Origin of the sequence: Dokdonella sp., from assembly GCF_039926425.1 — a bacterium.
In the GTDB taxonomy this organism is placed as follows: Bacteria; Pseudomonadota; Gammaproteobacteria; order Xanthomonadales; family Rhodanobacteraceae; genus Dokdonella_A.
Window position 1 is genome coordinate 1 of sequence record NZ_JBDSWZ010000211.1, and the last position, 17,396, is coordinate 17,396.

Below are 17,396 nucleotides of genomic sequence, written 5' to 3' on the forward strand. Positions count from 1 at the left end.
TCGGATCGTCATTGCTCGAAGCCGTTCTTGAAGATCAAGTCGATCGGGTTGGACGGTTGCGCCATCAGCAGCGTGGTGCCGGAGTAGTCGACGAGGCTTGCGCTGATGAGGATGGTGCCGTCGGCGCCGATCCATGAATCCTCGCCGCGACTGTATTGCGCGCCGCCGCCGGTTTCCTGCGGCAGCGACCATCCGCTCACCATCGTCTGGCCGGCGCCGGTCGCGGTCTGCACAGTCACGCTCTGGCCGGTCTGGAAGATCCGGCGTGCCACGTGACCTTTCAACAGCCACAACGCGCGCTCGTTGCCGGGGTCGGTGGTTGCTTCGAGCACGATGTCGCCGTTCGCGAGGATGGCGCTGTCGCTGAAATCCCGCCAGGTGCGCGATGGTTCCGGACCGTAGTCCCCGGTGATGCCGATCAACGCGACCAGTTCGGGGCTGCCATTTGCGCGCACGCGCCAAAGGCCGTGGGGAGAGCTGTCCGACGTGGTGAGGTCCGCTTCAAAGGACGCGTAATCGCCCGACGTGCTGAGCGTGTCGTAATAAAAACTGCTGAAGACCGCTTGCGGTACCTGCGGCCAGTGCGGCGAGTAGTCGGCGGTATTGCCTTTCAGTGCAAGCGGACGATTGCTGACCGCATCGTGGATGTAGACCCCACCGAAACTCGGGCTCGACGAATTCTCGCGCGCGGACGCGACGAAGAAGAGCGTGCCCGCCGCACCTGGCATGGGACTGCCGAAGAACTCGGTGAAATACGCGGTGGAGATTCCAAGGTCGGGTCCAAGGGGTCCGGTGTCTTCGTCGAGCACGATCGCCTGCGGCGGACTGCTGCCGTTGCAGAGTTCCCAGATGCCTTCGCGCGATGTGCTCGTGCCGAAGCGGCCGTAGAATTTCCCCGCCGGCGTCGTCGAGAGCACCCACGGACTGGACGAGAAGCTGCCACTGCCCAAGCCCGGCGAATACTGCGGATCGGTGGAGCCGACGACCATGCAGGCGTGGTTGCCCGAGCCAGGGGTGTTCTTGATGTACGCCGTGGCGCTTCCACCGCTCTGGGTGGTGATGCTGGCACGGGCGAGGGCCGCGCCGCCGTTCGTCTGCAGGAAACCGCTGACGAAGCTCGACGAACTCTGGAACACGGCGCCGACGCCGAGATTCGGGCCCAGCGGGCCGTCGGTCAGCGAGCGGAACAGTTCGATGTTGTGGGTTTTGTCCCAACGCCATAGACCGTAGCTGAGGTCGGCAGCCGGTGCACTCGCACCGCCCGCACGTCCGAAGAAATAACGCTGACCGTCTGCGCTCGCAGTACCCCAGGCGGTGTTGTAGTCGCGAAAGACATCCTGGCTTTCGGCACCACTGCGTCCCGGCCCCAGTGGGCCGGTGACGTTCGGCTGCATGTAACGCTTGAGCGTGCCTTGGGCATTGCGCGCCCAGTAGCCGTCGCTCGCGTCAGGTGATGCGATGCGAAAGCCGACCTGGCCGGCACCGACATCGCCAAGAAACACGTCGGTGAAGTCGCGTGAGATGTTTGCCGGAAGATCGGGCGAAACGATCGCGCTGCTTTCTGCCGCCACCACGCGCCAATTCACGGTTTGCGACAACGCGAGTGGCGCCTGCGCGATCGAAACGACTGCCAGGGCAGCAGTCCATGTCTTGTTCATCGAGCTTCTCCACATTGAATGATCTGAATGTCGCGCACGTGCATCGGCGCCACGGCCGCAATCGGGGCGACGCCCGCGGCTGCGCTTTCGCATCAGCGCTCGTCGCAGTTCATGTCGCCCGTACGCAGCCTCACGCACATGTCCGACGGAGAACGTCGAGGCTGACCGTACGGTAAAGCCACCGCCGGTCTGCGTCGGCACGGATCGATAACGGGGCGGTAACGGATCGGTAACGACCGCTGTACCGCGTCGTTTGCGAGGCATCGTATGATTGCCGGTCAAGAGCTTGACGGGCATTGGCTGGCGGAGATCCGGTTGCCGCGCGTGAGCCAAACGCTGATGGAGAGCCCGTTGCCGGAACACGCCGAGGAATCGCGCGAGCAGACCGATTACCGTTACCGCTTCGGGACCGCCGAATTCGACGAAGCCTCGTTTGAATTGCGCGTGGCGGGACTGCGTGAGGAGGTCGAACGACGCGCGCTGGAAGTTCTGGCGTGCCTGTTGCGGCATGCTGGCGAGGTGGTGACCAAGGACGAATTGTTCAGCCAGGTTTGGGCCGGTCGGGTCACCGTCGACAAGGTTCTGCCGAACGCGATCACCAAGTTGCGGCGCGCGCTTGGCGAGGCGAATGCCGAGCTGCTGGTGACGCAGCCCCGTGTCGGCTACCGCTTGACCGGCGTGATCGAACGCGTGGCGTTGGGGCGCAAGCATTCAAGTCGCCTGGAACTCCATTCGGGTCAGCCGGTGCCGGGGCGGGAAAATTTCATTCTGCAAGCGCATCTGGGCGGCAGCAGTCACAGCGAGGTGTGGTTGGCTGAACACGCCAAGACACGCGAACGGCGCGTCTACAAGTTTGCCAGCAGTGACGATCGATTACGTGCGTTGAAACGCGAAGCCACGCTGTCACGCGTGCTGCAGGAGAGTCTCGACGAGCGCACGCACTTCGTCGATCTGATCGACTGGAATTTCGAGAATCCGCCGTTCTTCCTCGAATGCGAATTCGGTGGTCAGAGCCTGTCCGAATGGGCGCAGACCGGGCTTACGTCGACGACCCGTGACGAACGCCTGGAGCTGTTCCTGCAGATCGCAGATGCGGTGGCGGTGGCCCACGGCGTTGGCGTGCTCCACAAGGACCTGAAGCCGGCCAACGTGTTGATCGCAGTGAACGGCAACGATCGACGCATCCGCCTGACCGATTTTGGCAGCGGTCGACTACTCGACCCCGATCGTCTCGAAGAACTCGGCATCACCCAGTTCGGGCTGGCCGCCGACCCGGCGTCGAGCCACGATTCGTCCACCGGTACGCCGCTGTATGTGGCGCCGGAAGTGTTTTCCGGGCACGTGCCCACAGTGCAAAGCGATGTCTTCGCACTCGGCATCATGCTGTACCAGATCCTTGCGGGCGACCTCGGCAAGCCAATGGCGTCCGGGTGGGAGCAGGACATCGATGATGATCTGCTGTGCGAGGACATCCGACTGGCCACCGACGGAAATCCGTCGCGCCGGCTCGCCAGTGCTGCCGAACTCGCGCAGCGATTGCGCAACCGTGACGTACGTCGTGAACAGGCGCAGCAGGCACATGAAATCCGTGAGCAGACGCGGAATGCGCACGAAGCACTCGCGCGCAACGTCGCGCGTCGGCCCTACCTGGTTGCACTGATCGCCGCGCTCGCGGCGGGCTTTGTAGTGACCTTCGCGCTGTACCAGACTGCACTTCATGCGCGCAACGATGCGCGGCGCGAGCTGGACCGTGCGACGGCGATCAATCGGTTTCTCAACGAGGATCTGATCGGTCGATCCAATCCATTGGTCGTGGCGAAGGGCCAGAGCGCTTCCTTGAAGGATGTGTTGCTTGGCGCGCGCGATCGGGTTGCAAAACGGTTCGCGTCGCAGCCGCTGACCGAGGCGTCGATCCACACCAGCCTTGCAACTCTGTTCAACATGATCGAGCTCTTGCCCGAATCGGAGGCCGAAGCGCGACAGGCGCTTGCGCTTTACGAACGCGAAGAAGGGGCGGCGAGCACCAATGCGCTCAATGCGCGGACGCTGCTGGCGCGCCTGCTGACGCGGACGTCGAAGTTCGATGAATCCCTGGCACAACTGAAGATCCTCGACGGCCTTGCCGCGGGCGCGACGGATACGCATACGACGTATCTGGTGGCGTCGGCCTGGGGCATCTACCACATGAACCAGGGCGACTATGCGAAGGCGCTGCCGGATTACCGTACGGCGATCCCGCTGTTGCGGCAGACCGAACCGGACAACTTCACGCGGCGCGATTCGATGCGCATGGACCTCATCAACGCACTCACGCAGACCGGAAAGCTCAAGGAAGCGCGAGAGGAGGGACAAAGCCTGATCGACGAAATCGCAACGCGCCCGGACGACAACGGGCTGGTCGTTGCATTCGCCAAGGCTGCAATGGCGCGCACCTATACCCTCCAAGGGGATCCCGCGCGCGCCGAAACACAATTGCTGGACGCGCAGAAAACGGTCATCAAACAGCTCGGCGCCGATCACACGCGCAACCTGATGATCCTCAGCGATCTGTTCGATATCGCGGTGAAGCGCAAGGACTGGCCCAAGGCGCTCGACTATGCACAGCGCGTGCACGACGGCTTTCTCGCGAAACTCGGCCCCGATCACAACGTCACCCAGATCACCGCAATCAACTGGGGGCAGGTGCTCTACGAGAGCGGCGACGCACGCGACGCCGAGAACCGGCTGAAGCCGGCTTACGAGAAGTTGACTGCACAGCTCACTGCGCAGAATCCGCAAAGCCAGATCGCCGGATTCTGGCTGGCGGCGGTCGCGGTTGAACTCGGCCATCTGGACGAAGCCGCGCACTTGCTGCAACCGCTGGACGACACCGTGCTGGAAGCCGCGGGTGCAGACGGGCAGTGGCAATTGAAGTTGAGCGCGTTGCGCGGCTTGCTGCTCGTAAAACGCGGCGATCAGCGCGCGGCAGTGCCGATGCTGCAGTCTGCTGTCGACGGTTTGGACGCAAAGGCCGCGACCGACGGCATTTTCTATCGCAAGGCGAAAGAAGCGTTGGCGCTCGCGAAACGTTGAAACGGAAAGCACGTGTACACAACGGCGTCAGTTGCGTGGAGCCATTTTTCGCGGACGTGCGTTATCAGGCCACGTCCTGTCCGCTCTCGTTGCCGCCAGAATCATGAGCGGAGCCGTGCGTCTGTTTCGAATGAATCATGACACTCGAAAGCGCGACCATCACCCGAAGGACTGCCGGTATGCGTTGCAAAAATGAACGATCCGAACCGCGCGGCGGCGAGTGTCGCAATGGAGCGCGAGCGACTTCTGGAAGGATCACCCGTTGATGGGCAGCGATTCTGTGTCGATTTCCGGTATGCCGGTTCGTTGTTCCAGGAACGGGCTGGACAGTGCAGCCAGAACCTGAGGAGATCAATCATGCGTGTGATGGTGCTCGTGAAGGCGACTGAAGACAGTGAACGGAACATCCTCCCCAAACGGGTGGACCTCGAGGCGATGGGTCGCTTCAATGACGAATTGCGCAACGCCGGCATCCTGCGCGACTGCGACGGTCTCAAGCCGTCGTCGTACGGCAAGCGGATTGCTTTCGATGGTTCCAGCCGGACGGTGATTGACGGTCCGTTTGCACAGAGTCGCGAACTGGTCGCCGGCTTCTGGCTGTGGACCGTGAAGGACATGGACGAAGCTGTTGATTGGGTAAAACGCTGCCCCAATCCGATGCCCGGACCGAGCGAGATTGAAATCAGGCCGATGTTCGAGAGCGCAGATTTGGAATGACGGCCAGCGTCTGCGTTGAACGTGCGCGAAAGCGGCCGCGCGAAGCCGCAAGGCGCGTGCGTGCTAACGTTGGGTATGGCCGTTTCCAGACGCATCATCCGCTTCAACGCAACGCTGCTGCGCCCGGCAAATGTGCCAGGTGCATTGTGGTTGTTCGTGCTCGTGCCGAAGGCGTCTAGCGGGAAGCTGCCGACGCGTAGCATGGTGACTGTCGACGGCACCTTTTCTGGCCATCCGTTCCAGGCGAGTCTTGAGCCCGATGGCCAAGGCGGTCACTGGCTCAAAGTGACCAAGGCGATGTGCGAGGCGGCGAACGTTGCCGTCGGGGACACCATCGCGCTGTCGATGACACCGGTGGCGAAGGAACCCGAGCCGCAGGTGCCTGTCGATCTGCGCTGTGCACTCGCGGCACATCCGGGCGCGAAAGCGCAATGGTTGGCAATCACGGCAGTTGCGCGACGCGACTGTATCCAGTGGATCTCCTCGGGCAAGAAAGCAGAGACGCGCGGCAAGCGCATCGCGACCGCGTGTTCGATGCTTGCAGCCGGAAAACGACGCATCTGCTGTTTCGACCGCTCGGGGATGTACAGCAACAGCATGACTGCGCCAACTGCCGCGGAATAGCTGAACGACTCGCGCGTCGGCGATCGAACCATCTTCTTGCGGCGAGCCTTGCCTCGGCGGTTGAGTCGCTGTCCTTCTCAGTGGCCGACCATTCGACACTGTCACAGATGCGCCATCCTGCACGCGCATAACGCGAACCATGTGAACGGAAGTATTTTTTCATCTTTGCAGTTCACAACGCGTACACCGCATGAACTCGATCATGCGTCACCAGCACGGATGACCGTGCAACGAGGAAGGCCATGAATTATTCGAGACAGAAAATCTTCGGCATCGCAGCGCTCTTGAGCGTCGCTGTTACTGCCCAAGCCGTCGATGCGCCGCCGACCGAGGCAGACAACACGCGCGTCAATAAACGCGATATGGATCACGATACCAAGACTCCGATGGATCAGCCGAACAATTCGAGCGACGTCAAATTCGCGGCGGATGTGCGCAGTGCGATCTACAAGGACGATACATTGTCTACAAAAGCGCACAACGTGAAACTGGTTGCTGCAGGTGGCGTTGTCACGCTGCGCGGACCGGTCGCGAGCGCTGAAGAAAAAATGAAGGTCGAGAAGATCGTCAGCGGAGTTGCTGGCGTCACTCGCGTCGACAACCAGCTCGACGTTGCCCCTTGATCCGTCGCTATTCTTGAGGAGATTTGAATGAACGCTTCTGTTTATTGCACGACAAAAACCGTTGCCCAGGCTGAAAACATCATCACTGCGCTGAAGGCGTCGGGCTTTTCCAGCAATGATATTTCTGCACTGTTGCCGGACAAGCGCACGACCAAGGATTTTGCGCACGAGCACAACACCAAGGCACCCGAAGGAGCGACAACCGGAGGTGTGGCCGGGCTGGGTGTTGGAGCGGCGCTGGGTTGGCTTGCCGGAATCGGCGCTCTGGCCATTCCGGGCGTTGGTCCGTTCATCGCGGCTGGCCCGATCATGGCTGCGCTTGGCGGCGCAGCGGTCGGCACGGCTGCCGGCGGCGTCATTGGAGCCTTGGTCGGCATGGGAATTCCCGAGTTTGAAGCGAAGCGTTACGACGCCAAGATTCGCGAGGGAAATATCCTGATTTCCGTCCATACCGAAGATTCCAAGCAGCGCGACGTTGCCAAGGACGTCTTCAAGAAGTACGAAGCGGACGACATCTCGACGGGAACCGAGGCGAGCGCAAAGTCCGCTTGAGGTCAATCGCCGGGGAATGGCTTCGGCGTTGCCAAGTCGGCGAGGCTGATGGCGAACGCTCCGTGAAGTAAGTCAGGGAAAGGTGCCGGCCAATGCCGGCACTTTTTTTTGTGTCCTCGAATAAGCGGGTGGGTCCGCGCGTCACCCGTGTCGCCGCTTCGCAATTCAGCCGCGCTCCAATGTGCAGCTGCAGCGTCTTGCTGGTCAGACCACAGATGAATGGTGGTATCGCCTTCCAGATCCACCCCGTCGATGTTCGGGACAAAGGATCGCCACCTGCGCCTCCGCGCGGGCTTGATCGCTCGCTCGGCCATGCGCGTTGCGGAATACGCCGAGCACTTGAGGCCCAGTCCGACACGTTGAACGTTCGCGGAATGAACGTCCGCTGTGGAGGTCGCGATGCGCCGCGTCGACGCTATAGTCGAGCGTCCCCTCACTCTCAAAAAGGTATGGCCATGCACAAACCCATGACCGGTCCATCCCGCCATCTGCTCGCCGTATCGATCGTCGCAACGGTTTCCTTTATCGGATGCGCGGTGGCGGAAGAAACCCCGCTGATCGTCAACTCCAAGTCCGCCACCATCGATTGCGCACATCGCGACGTGAACGTCGTGTCGTCGGGTGCGAAACTGGTGTTCACCGGCGAATGCAACAAACTCTACTTCATCGGCGGCGAGACCGATGCAACAGTGGAATCGGCAACGATGGTGCAGGTCTCGGGAAATGGCGTGGTCATCACCGCACGCAAAATCGGCGATGTGGCGCTCATCGGAAGCGGCACGCAACTGACGTCCGATGCCGTCGATGATTTGTCGTTGACCGGCGACTCGGCAATCGTCAAGGCGAAATCGCTCAAGAACGTGTCCGCGGTCGGTCAGGACAATCAAGTCAGCTGGAGCACGGGTTCGCCACGGATCAACGACATCGGCAGCAACAACACACTCAAGCCAGTTCGTTGAGTCCCACGATGCGCATCCCGTGATGCGGATATTGCGAACCGATCAACGAGGAAGAAAGGCGATGCCGTCGTGCCGACTCGTCCGATCCGGAGGAGTGGCGCGCTCAGTGCGAGTCCGAAGTCACACGCCAGACCGTGTTGCCCACGTCGTCGGCGATCAGCAACGCGCCGTCCTTGTCCTGCGCGAGACCCACCGGCGCACCGTACAGGTCCTTTTCGTCATCGGAATGAAAACCGGTGACGACGGGCTCGGGTGCACCAACCGGTCTGCCTTGCTGGAACGCGACGTGCACCACCGCGTAGCCGCTCAGCGGCGAGCGATTCCAGCTGCCGTGTTCGGCAACGAATGCGCCACCCTGGTATTTGTCGGGCAATGCATTGGCCGCTGAAAACCACAGCCCCAATGCGGCGACATGTGAGCCGAGCGCGTAGTCCGGCTTGATCGCCTTGGCGACCAGGTCCGGCCGTTGCGGCGTGACGCGCGTGTCGACATTCTGACCGTAGTAGCTGTAGGGCCAGCCGTAAAACCCGCCGTCCTGCACCGAGGTGAGATAGTCCGGCACCAGATCGGCGCCGATTTCGTCTCGCTCGTTCGCGATCGCCCAAAGCTTTCCGGTCGTCGGTTCCCATCCGAGTCCGGTGGGATTGCGGATTCCCGACGCATAGATGCGACTGCTCGCAGTCGCCACATCCACTTCGAGCACGGCGGCTCGCCGATATTCGACGTCGAGTCCATTCTCGGTGATGTTGCTGTTGGAGCCCACGCCGACGTAGAGCTTCGTGCCGTCGCTGTTTGCGAGCAGCGCTTTGGTCCAGTGGTGGTCGATGGTGCCCGGCAGGTCGGCAAATTCCACTCCGGGTGCCGTGACCTGCGTCGAGCCTGTCTGATAGGGAAACTTCACGATCGCATCGGTGTTCGCGACGTACAGCGAATCTCCGATCAGCTGCACGCCGAATGGAGAATGCAGATGGTCGATGAAAGGGTGTTTCTCCCAGCTTCCGCTGTCAGCGGCTTTGCGCAGCAGCGTGATGCGGTTGCCGCCTTTTCCGCCTTTGCCGGAGCCTCCCTTGATCATGCCGGCGAGAAACTGTTTCGGAGTCGTCACTGGCTCTGTGCCGGGGCTGTTCGATTCCACCACCAGCACGTCGCCGTTCGGCAGCACGTACAACTGGCGTGGATGCATCAGCCCATCGGCGATCTTCTCGATCTTCAAACCGGCAGCGACCCGCGGAGTTTGACCGTCTTTCCAGCCCACCCCGTCAGGAACCTGCATCGGCGGTACGAGAAAATTCTGCGGCGCCGGGAGTGGCGGCGTATCGCCCGATTGCTGCGCGGCATCCAGCGACGCCTTGCCGGCGCAGCCAGCGACGATGGTTGCGAGCGCAAGCGCGATGAGGGTCTTGGTCATGGGCTTATTCATGGACGACTACCGTGCGACCTGATGACTGCACGCCAACCGCAACACGCCCGATGGCGAGCAGCACAACGGTGCACATCGACAGCCACATTCCGGTCGGCATCACCGCAAACGCATCCCGGGTGTGCACGAACGCGTTGAAGATTGCCGCGACGATTGCAAACAGGTTGAGCCAGAAATCGAGTCGATCGGTGGACGTTGCAAAACGTCGCGACGTGATCCAAACCTGTGTCAGGTTGACGACGCGCGGGATCAACGCGAACAACAAACCCAACGTGATCAGCCACGCGGCACCCTTGTTCCAGAGCATCGTGCCGCTGCGAAAATAGGTCACGTCGAAAATCAGTGCCGCAACGAACAATCCGAACGGGATCGGGTTGAGGAGGCCATAGAGGCTGTTGGCGACGACGGAGCGGCGCGGTTCGATCGAAGAACTCATCGGTGCTGTTCTCGCCAGGAAAAAGTCGTGCTCTACACGGTGTCGCCGTTCGGTCAACGTCGACGGTGCGCGAGCGTCGTCACTCAGCATCGGTGTCGGCGCGTCGCATGTCCAGAGGAGCGACGCGCATGCTGCATCAGGAGTAGGACTCCATTCAGCGACGTAACGCCAACACGCCATCGAGTGCAAGCTGCACGATGAATCCGGCTTTCTCGAGACGCTTGCTCACTTCACGCGGCACGTCGCGGCCGCTGGTGAGTTTGTTCGGGCTTCCCGTGTAGTGGAACAGGCGGGCACGCCGACGCAGGACGCGAGCGAGCTGATCGTAGAACACCTGCGAATACAACTCCCCGGCGATGCCGAAGCGCGGTGGATCGTGCAGCAGTGCGTCGACCGAGGCATCGGCGATGGTGGCGATCGCGTGCGACACGTCAGCGTGTTCAAGCTCCAGTCGCGCGCTGCCTGCCGGCGCATCGGGATCCGGTGACCAGGGATTGAGTGTACGCAGCCAAAGAACGTCGGCGTTCTTCTCGAACGAGCGGATTCGCACCGCGCCCGCGTCGAGGCAGCACGCGGCGAAGTAACCCAGTCCACCGCAGGTATCAAGCACGACCTTGCCGCGTGGATCGATCAACGCGACCTTGCGCCGCGCGTCCTCGAACGGCGATTCCTTCGACGTCGGCAGCATCTTGATGCCGTCGATCTCGAACGTCGGAGCGCCCCATTCGGTGGGAACGAGCTTGATCAATGAACCGGAAAACCGCGACGCCAACGCGAACGTGTCGCCATTCCAGTAGTGGATCGTCCGGTCCTTCAGTCGCTCCGCGTACGGGTAATGCGCGCCCCGCCATTGCCAGCGGTCGCTTGCCAGCTGCGCGGTCTGCGTGGAAACGCCGAGGTCGAGCGATCCCGTCCAGTCGGTGTCGCCAGCGTCCCGCGCAGCCAGCAACGCGGCGGCAGTGATGTGGGTCAGGAGTGGACCGGCGTAATGCGCCACCAACAACTGCTTTGCGGACACGGCCCGCGACAATGCGAAGGCGCGCATCGTAACCGTATTGATCGCGATGGGCGAAAAGTCGCGGTGCGGGCGACGCGTCATGGTGCCGCGATTTTCCCGGCGCCTGTAGAGTAGGGCGCAGGCTTGGACTCGTCAGGAGCAATGCATGTGTCCCGAATGCGATGCGTGGGCCTCGTCATCAAGCTGTCGCGCGACCACTGTGGGCTTCGCGGAGAGATCGTCATGACCCGTCGATTCGACGCCATCATCGTTGGTGCCGGGCAGGCCGGTCCTCCGCTCGCCGACCGCCTGACGAAGGCGGGTCAGACCGTCGCGTTGATGGAACGAAAATTCCTCGGCGGCACCTACGTCAACACTGGCTGCATGCCGACCATGACGCTGGTCGCGAGCGCGCGCGCAGCGCATGTCGCCCGTCGGGCAGCGGATTTTGGCGTGCTGATCACCGGCGATGTCGGCATCGACATGGCAAAAGTGAAGTCGCGCGCCGATACCGTGATCGCCCATGCACGCGAGGGCGTGAGAGCATGGCTCGACGGCATGGACCGCTGCATGGTGATCGAGGGGCACGCGCGCTTTGACGACGCGCACACGCTGCGCGTCGGTGACGATCTGCTCACGTCGCCGCAGATTTTCCTCAATGTCGGCGCGCGCGCGACGGTGCCGGACATGCCGGGTCTCGGTGCGATTCCCTACCTCACCAATACGTCGATCCTGGCCCTTGATCGCGTCCCGGCGCATCTGCTGATCATTGGAGGCAGCTACATCGGGCTCGAATATGCACAGACGCATCGGCGATTTGGCGCGCGCGTCACTGTGGTTGAGAGAGGTCCGCGGTTGATCGGACGCGAGGACGAAGACGTCTCGGCGGAAGTGCGTTCGATCCTCGAAGGCGAGGGGATCGACATCCGCACCGGTGTGGTTTCAATCACGTTTGCGGGTTCGGGCGAATCCATCACGGTGTCCCTCGACGGCGATCCGGTCGCGTGCAGCCATGTGCTCATTGCGGTGGGGCGAACGCCCAACACCCGCGATCTTGGCCTCGATCGTGCGGGCGTATCGGTGGATACACGAGGCTACATCACCGTCGACGACGAACTGGCAACCAGTGTTCCCGGCATCTGGGCACTCGGCGACTGCAACGGCCGCGGCGCCTTCACGCATACCGCCTACAACGACTACGAAATCATCGCCGCAAACCTGCTCGACGGCGAACGACGCCGTCTGTCCGATCGCGTCAGCGGCTATGCACTGTACATCGACCCGCCGCTGGGTCGGATCGGCATCACGGAGGCCGAAGCGCGAACGCGCGGCAAACCCTATCTCATCGCCAAGCGCCCGATGACGCATGTCGGGCGGGCGGTCGAACGAGACGAGACGCTTGGTTTCATGAAAGTGGTCGTCGATGCTGGAACCCGAGCGATCCTCGGCGCCGCGATCCTCGGTTGTGAAGGCGATGAAGCCATCCACGGTTTCATCGACATGATGAGCGTCGGAGCAACCGCCACGCAGTTGCAGCGGACGGTACCGATCCACCCGACCGTCTCGGAGCTGTTGCCAACGCTGATCGGCGACGCGCGCGCGCCGGCGGAGTGAGCGATTGGGCCGTCGTTGCCGCGACGGGGACGACGCAGAAGGTCATCGACAGCGCGATGTCCAGCGGCAGACGGGTAACGGAAGCAAGGGGCAGGGTCTGCTTGGGTGGACGGCCTTCGTGGAGAGGTGGAGCGAGGGTCGGACAACCGTTGTGTGTCAACGGCGACCCGCCGCGCTTGCTGCAGTGAACGTCGAGGAACGCTCGATTGCGACATCCAACGCGCATCTCGCGAGATGCGGGATGGATCGCGTTGTCCCCGGCGCAGCAGAAACCGCCGAATGACGACACATGCGGACGACGGTCCTTCCGATCGTCCATGGGTGGGGGATCCGCTCGCCCGGAGATGAGGGATGGCACGCTTCTGGCATAGGAGTCTTTGCTCCTGACGTGATTCGCAGATACCGCGGATCGCCTGTCCGCCTCGCAACGGACGAAGAGCCGCCGATCCCGTGCAACAGGAAACCCTCATGATCCATCGCGCATTGACGATCCTTACCGCCGGCTTCGCGCTGCTGCTCTGCGCGGTTGCAGTCGCCGGGACGCCTCATCTGGACGGTCTCGCCGTTTCCGACAGTGAATCCGGACGGATCAGTGATTCCTTCGCGTCGGACACACCACGATTGTTCCTGCACGCATCGCTGATCGACGTGCCTTCGGGGTCACACCTGAGTTCGGTGTGGATCGCCACGGATACCAACGGCGTTGCGCCGCCCAACTTCAAGCTCCGCACGGTCGAACTGACGACCGACACCAACGACGTCGCGACATTCGCCGTGAACAAACCGGCCGATGGATGGCCGGCAGGCTCGTACATCGTCGACCTCTTCATCAACGGCACGGCGAGCTACAAGGTGCGCTTCACCGTGCAGGATCGCTGAGCTCACCGGCGCATTGCGAACACGACTGCGCGTGACGATCGCCTGACAACGACAGGCGATCACGGTCTCCGGCGTCCCGATCGGGTTACGATCGGCGGTGAAGCGGGGCGGCGGCGAATGCGTCGTCGCCTTGGCGTTTCCCTCCGTCACCCGAGGATCGCATGGCCGACCGACGTACGTTCCTGAAAGACTCGATTCTCGCATCGTCCCTGTTGCTCGCCACTCCTGCGCGCGCAACGGCTGCTGTCAAACGCGCATCCGCACGTGTCGTCTCGACCTGGGATTTCGGCGTTGCCGCGAACGCGGCCGCGTGGGAGATTCTTTCAAAGGGTGGTCGCGCGCTGGATGCGGTTGAAGCCGGTGCGCGCGTCCCCGAGCAGGATCTGCGCAATCACAGTGTCGGTCGCGCCGGATATCCGGATCGCGACGGCCGCGTCACGCTTGACGCCAGCATCATGGACGAGCACGGCAACTGTGGTGCCGTCGCTGCAATCGAACACATCGCTCACCCGATCTCCGTTGCGCGACGTGTGATGGAGAAGACGCCGCATGTGTTGCTGGTCGGCGACGGCGCGCTGCAGTTCGCGATCGAGCAGGGCTTTGCGAAAGAGGATCTGCTGACGCCCGAATCGGAGACGGCGTGGCGCGCATGGTTGAAGACCGCGCATTACGATCCGGTCGCCAACAGTGAAGTGAAGAGCGATCAGGCGACGCCCGCAGGTGGCGTGCGCGGGGATGCACGCAACCACGACACGATCGGCATGCTCGCGCTCGACGCGCACGGCAATCTGTCGGGTGCGTGCACGACCAGCGGGATGGCGTGGAAGCTTCATGGTCGCGTCGGCGACAGCCCGATCATCGGAGCCGGCCTCTACGTCGACAACGACGTCGGCGCCGCGACCTCCACTGGAGTTGGCGAGGAAGTCATCCGCAATGTCGGCAGCTTCCTTGTCGTCGAACTGATGCGGCAGGGGCGTTCACCCGAAGATGCCTGTCGTGAAGCGGTGGCGCGCATCATCAAGCGAAAGCCGCACGGGGTGAAGGACCTTCAAGTCGGATTCCTCGCGCTCAACCGTCACGGCGATGCCGGTGCATGGGCAATCCAGAAAGGGTTTTCCTATGCGGTTTGCGATGCCAGCAAGCAGGACGCCCTGATCCCCGCGAAAAGCACCTTTTGACGGCATGGCCGGTATGACGCGACCCCTGCTCGAGATTGCCGCCAACTCGCCGGCGTCGGCATTGATGGCGCAAGACGCCGGTGCCGATCGCATCGAGCTGTGCGCCAGCCTCGGCGAAGGCGGACTGACGCCGACCATCACAACCATCGCGATTGCACGGGACCGGTTGCGCATTCCTCTGTACGTGTTGATCCGCCCGCGGGCCGGCGACTTCCTCTACGACGATCTCGAACTCGAGACGATGCTCGGCGACATCGAACACTGCGTGCGCCTCGGCTGTGATGGGGTGGTCATTGGCGCGCTGGATGCCGATGGCCGGGTCGACATGGACCGATGTCGAACGCTCGTCGCTGCTGCCGGATGCCTCGGGGTCACATTCCACCGCGCGTTCGACATCACGAGCAATCCGAGACAGGCGCTGGAAGACATCGTCGCGCTCGGCTGCGAGCGCGTTCTGACCTCGGGCCAGCAAACCAGTGCTGTCGCGGGTGCCACGTTGGTGGGTCAGCTGGTCGACCAGGCAGGGAGCCGCATCGTCGTCATGCCGGGAGCCGGGATCGATTCCGCCAACATCGTCCGTCTGCGCGCGAAGACCGGTGCCACCGAATTCCATGCGTCGGCAAAGCGCGCGCTCGCGTCAAAGATGCGCCATCGCCCGGAGCGATTGCAGGATCTCCAGTGCGGTGAAGTGCGCAGCGACGGCGACGAGATTCGACGACTTGTGGAAGCGCTGCGCAACGTGGAGTGAACCAGCGGGATCAGCCCTGCAATCCGGTCGGCCACGCGGCTGGATGAAGAGCACTGCACGTTCGCAGACGGGCTCAGCGTTCGCCGGCGGGGACCACCGCAAGGCTCGCGCTGCTGAGGTCGAGCGCATCGCTGCGGCCGGTGGCGACGTCGATGTGCACGAGCATGTCGTGCGCATGCTCGCCCCGATTGCCCATCTCCAGCGCGCGCGTCTGGAACTGGCTCGCAGACGTCCCCGTTTTTGCCGGCATGATGATGGTGGCTGGTCGGCTGACCGGAACGTCACGAGGTTCCGCGACGAGATCGGCGGCGTCGATTCGCCATTGGCTCGCGTCGTCCAGCGTCAGCTGCAGACCGTTACGCCCGAATGCGACGTAGCCGCGGTCGAGAACCAGCTTGCCTGCGAGGCGTGGATTGCGCGCCTCGATTCGCGCTGCATCGGCGACGACATGACCATCGGCAAGCGAGACACCAAGCGGGCCCCGGATGTCCAGCCAAAGGGTTTCTCCATCGGCGCCGAGAATACGATACGCATCCAGGCTGGGGCCTGTGCCTTCGCCGTTGCGATAGGTGCGAAGGCGCCGGCGCCAGGCAACCGTTGAAGTGGTGGAGTCGATCGCCCACAGGTCCACGTGGAGAAACGGGATCCGGATTGCATTGGCACGGCTCCCGCCTCCGGCCCAGCGCGTGTCCGATTGGGTACTGACCAGATAAACACGATCGGCACCGGCGCTCGCGGTGTGCAGCGGCGCGCTCTGGAACTGTGCAATCCGCAGTCCATGGTTGCCGCTGAGCAGGATTCGAATGGTCGAAGCGTTCGCGAACAGGAGCATCACGATCGCACCGACCAGCAGAGCGGCCAACACGATGGCACGGCGCATGTGCGAGGTGGAGCGATCGGCGTTTGCGAGGTCAACGACAGGCATACGTTCCTCCACGCACGAGTGCAGTCGAAAGGGACACTGCAAGCGCCTGAGGTCGCTTGCTGCGCAAACACTTGCGTGCAGCCGCACGTGGGCGACAGCGAGCAACGCTGACGCACCAGGTCGTCGAGACGCACGCGCATCGACGCCGTCCAATGATGCGGGGCCACGTCCAAGGCAGGCGTCCATTCTGTCTCTGCAACCTGGTGCCAGCTGGATGCATTCACGACCGACTCATGGCGGAACCTCGAGCATGGGCGCATCGGGGCAGCGGATCCGCCCCCACGTTTCCATTGAAATCGGAGTGCGAAATGTCAACCACCCCAGCTTCTACACAGCGCGTTCGCTTGCACGTCGAAGACACCGGCGGGAGTGGTCGCCCCGTCGTTCTGATCCATGGCTGGCCCTTGTCGGCCGAATCGTGGAAGGCGCAGATTGGCCCTTTGCGCGACGCGGGTTTCCGCGTCGTCGCGTACGATCGCCGCGGTTTCGGACGTTCGGAAAATCCCGCATCGGGCTTTGACTACGACACGCTGGCGGCCGACTTGTCCGGCGTGATCGAGGATCTCGATCTGCGCAACGTGACGCTGGTCGGCTTTTCAATGGGCGGAGGCGAGGTGGCACGGTATATCCGCAACCACGGCGAAGCGCGGTTGCACAGCGTCGTGTTCGCGTCGGCTGTCCCTCCGTACATGCTCAAGACCGATGACAATCCCGAGGGGCCGCTGACCACGGAGAAAGCGCAGGAAATGCAAGCCGGGCTCAATGCCGGCAGGGAAGTCTTCTTCGATCAGTTCACGCGCGATTTCTTCACAGCCGACGGCGAAATGATGGTGACGGAGGTGGAACGACAGGAATCGTTCAAGCTTGCGCTGCAGTCGGACCTCGCGGCAGCGCTCGGGTGCATGGAGGCATTTGGCACGACGGACTTCCGCGCCGATCTTCAAAAGATCACGGTGCCAACTCTCGTATTGCACGGCAACGCCGATGGCACGGT

The 17,396-nt window shown here is 62.6% G+C and carries 16 protein-coding genes; 11 read left to right on the forward strand and 5 right to left on the reverse strand.

Annotated features, from left to right (window positions below):
* Nucleotides 1-8: 8 nt before the first annotated feature.
* Nucleotides 9-1,658, reverse strand: coding sequence for a hypothetical protein (locus tag ABIV12_RS12295; protein WP_348059676.1), 1,650 nt, complete (start codon nucleotides 1,656-1,658; stop codon nucleotides 9-11).
* Nucleotides 1,659-1,925: 267 nt separating this feature from the next.
* Between ABIV12_RS12295 and ABIV12_RS12300 the strand changes: the two genes are divergently transcribed.
* The 6 genes from ABIV12_RS12300 to ABIV12_RS12325 all read left to right on the forward strand — a co-directional run bounded on the left by ABIV12_RS12300 (nucleotide 1,926) and on the right by ABIV12_RS12325 (nucleotide 8,205).
* Nucleotides 1,926-4,730, forward strand: a complete 2,805-nt coding sequence (locus tag ABIV12_RS12300) for a winged helix-turn-helix domain-containing protein (protein ID WP_348059678.1) — start codon at nucleotides 1,926-1,928, stop codon at nucleotides 4,728-4,730.
* A 357-nt stretch (nucleotides 4,731-5,087) separates the two neighbouring features.
* Nucleotides 5,088-5,447 (forward strand): YciI family protein, encoded by a 360-nt coding sequence (locus ABIV12_RS12305; RefSeq protein WP_348059680.1) that lies wholly within the window; start codon nucleotides 5,088-5,090, stop codon nucleotides 5,445-5,447.
* Between the two features lie 75 nt (nucleotides 5,448-5,522).
* Nucleotides 5,523-6,071 (forward strand): YdeI/OmpD-associated family protein, encoded by a 549-nt coding sequence (locus ABIV12_RS12310; protein ID WP_348059682.1) that lies wholly within the window; start codon nucleotides 5,523-5,525, stop codon nucleotides 6,069-6,071.
* Between the two features lie 242 nt (nucleotides 6,072-6,313).
* Nucleotides 6,314-6,694, forward strand: a complete 381-nt coding sequence (locus tag ABIV12_RS12315) for a BON domain-containing protein (protein ID WP_348059684.1) — start codon at nucleotides 6,314-6,316, stop codon at nucleotides 6,692-6,694.
* Between the two features lie 27 nt (nucleotides 6,695-6,721).
* Nucleotides 6,722-7,246: a hypothetical protein gene (locus tag ABIV12_RS12320; protein WP_348059686.1), complete on the forward strand. Its 525-nt coding sequence runs from the start codon at nucleotides 6,722-6,724 to the stop codon at nucleotides 7,244-7,246.
* A 455-nt stretch (nucleotides 7,247-7,701) separates the two neighbouring features.
* Nucleotides 7,702-8,205 carry a DUF3060 domain-containing protein gene (locus ABIV12_RS12325; protein WP_348059688.1) on the forward strand — a complete coding sequence of 168 codons (504 nt, stop codon included), beginning with the start codon at nucleotides 7,702-7,704 and terminating at the stop codon, nucleotides 8,203-8,205.
* Nucleotides 8,206-8,308: 103 nt separating this feature from the next.
* Here ABIV12_RS12325 and ABIV12_RS12330 read toward each other — a convergent pair whose 3' ends face one another.
* From ABIV12_RS12330 to ABIV12_RS12340, 3 genes are all read right to left on the reverse strand, one after another.
* Complete coding sequence (locus ABIV12_RS12330) at nucleotides 8,309-9,625, reverse strand: sorbosone dehydrogenase family protein (RefSeq protein ID WP_348059690.1); 1,317 nt, start codon at nucleotides 9,623-9,625, stop codon at nucleotides 8,309-8,311.
* The gene (locus ABIV12_RS12335; protein ID WP_348059692.1) at nucleotides 9,618-10,061 is read right to left on the reverse strand and encodes a DUF2231 domain-containing protein; all 444 of its coding nucleotides are present in this window, start codon (nucleotides 10,059-10,061) and stop codon (nucleotides 9,618-9,620) included. The genes ABIV12_RS12330 and ABIV12_RS12335 overlap by 8 nt, the downstream gene beginning before the upstream one ends.
* Nucleotides 10,062-10,215: 154 nt before the next feature.
* A complete protein-coding gene (locus ABIV12_RS12340) occupies nucleotides 10,216-11,106 on the reverse strand; it encodes an SAM-dependent methyltransferase (protein WP_348059694.1) in 891 nt (296 codons plus the stop codon).
* Nucleotides 11,107-11,301: 195 nt separating this feature from the next.
* Between ABIV12_RS12340 and ABIV12_RS12345 the strand changes: the two genes are divergently transcribed.
* The 4 genes from ABIV12_RS12345 to ABIV12_RS12360 all read left to right on the forward strand — a co-directional run bounded on the left by ABIV12_RS12345 (nucleotide 11,302) and on the right by ABIV12_RS12360 (nucleotide 15,477).
* The gene (locus tag ABIV12_RS12345) at nucleotides 11,302-12,672 is read left to right on the forward strand and encodes an FAD-containing oxidoreductase (RefSeq protein ID WP_348059696.1); all 1,371 of its coding nucleotides are present in this window, start codon (nucleotides 11,302-11,304) and stop codon (nucleotides 12,670-12,672) included.
* Nucleotides 12,673-13,140: 468 nt separating this feature from the next.
* Nucleotides 13,141-13,551, forward strand: coding sequence for a hypothetical protein (locus ABIV12_RS12350; RefSeq protein WP_348059698.1), 411 nt, complete (start codon nucleotides 13,141-13,143; stop codon nucleotides 13,549-13,551).
* A gap of 161 nt (nucleotides 13,552-13,712) precedes the next feature.
* Entirely contained in the window at nucleotides 13,713-14,729 is a 1,017-nt protein-coding gene (locus ABIV12_RS12355; RefSeq protein WP_348059700.1) for a N(4)-(beta-N-acetylglucosaminyl)-L-asparaginase, read from the forward strand.
* 13 nt (nucleotides 14,730-14,742) lie between these two features.
* Complete coding sequence (locus ABIV12_RS12360) at nucleotides 14,743-15,477, forward strand: copper homeostasis protein CutC (protein WP_348059702.1); 735 nt, start codon at nucleotides 14,743-14,745, stop codon at nucleotides 15,475-15,477.
* A gap of 73 nt (nucleotides 15,478-15,550) precedes the next feature.
* On the opposite strand, the gene ABIV12_RS12365 is transcribed toward ABIV12_RS12360, so the two are convergent.
* Complete coding sequence (locus tag ABIV12_RS12365; protein WP_348059704.1) at nucleotides 15,551-16,402, reverse strand: PA2928 family protein; 852 nt, start codon at nucleotides 16,400-16,402, stop codon at nucleotides 15,551-15,553.
* A gap of 308 nt (nucleotides 16,403-16,710) precedes the next feature.
* Between ABIV12_RS12365 and ABIV12_RS12370 the strand changes: the two genes are divergently transcribed.
* On the forward strand, nucleotides 16,711-17,396 hold a 686-nt coding region (locus ABIV12_RS12370), incomplete at its 3' end, for an alpha/beta hydrolase (protein WP_348059706.1).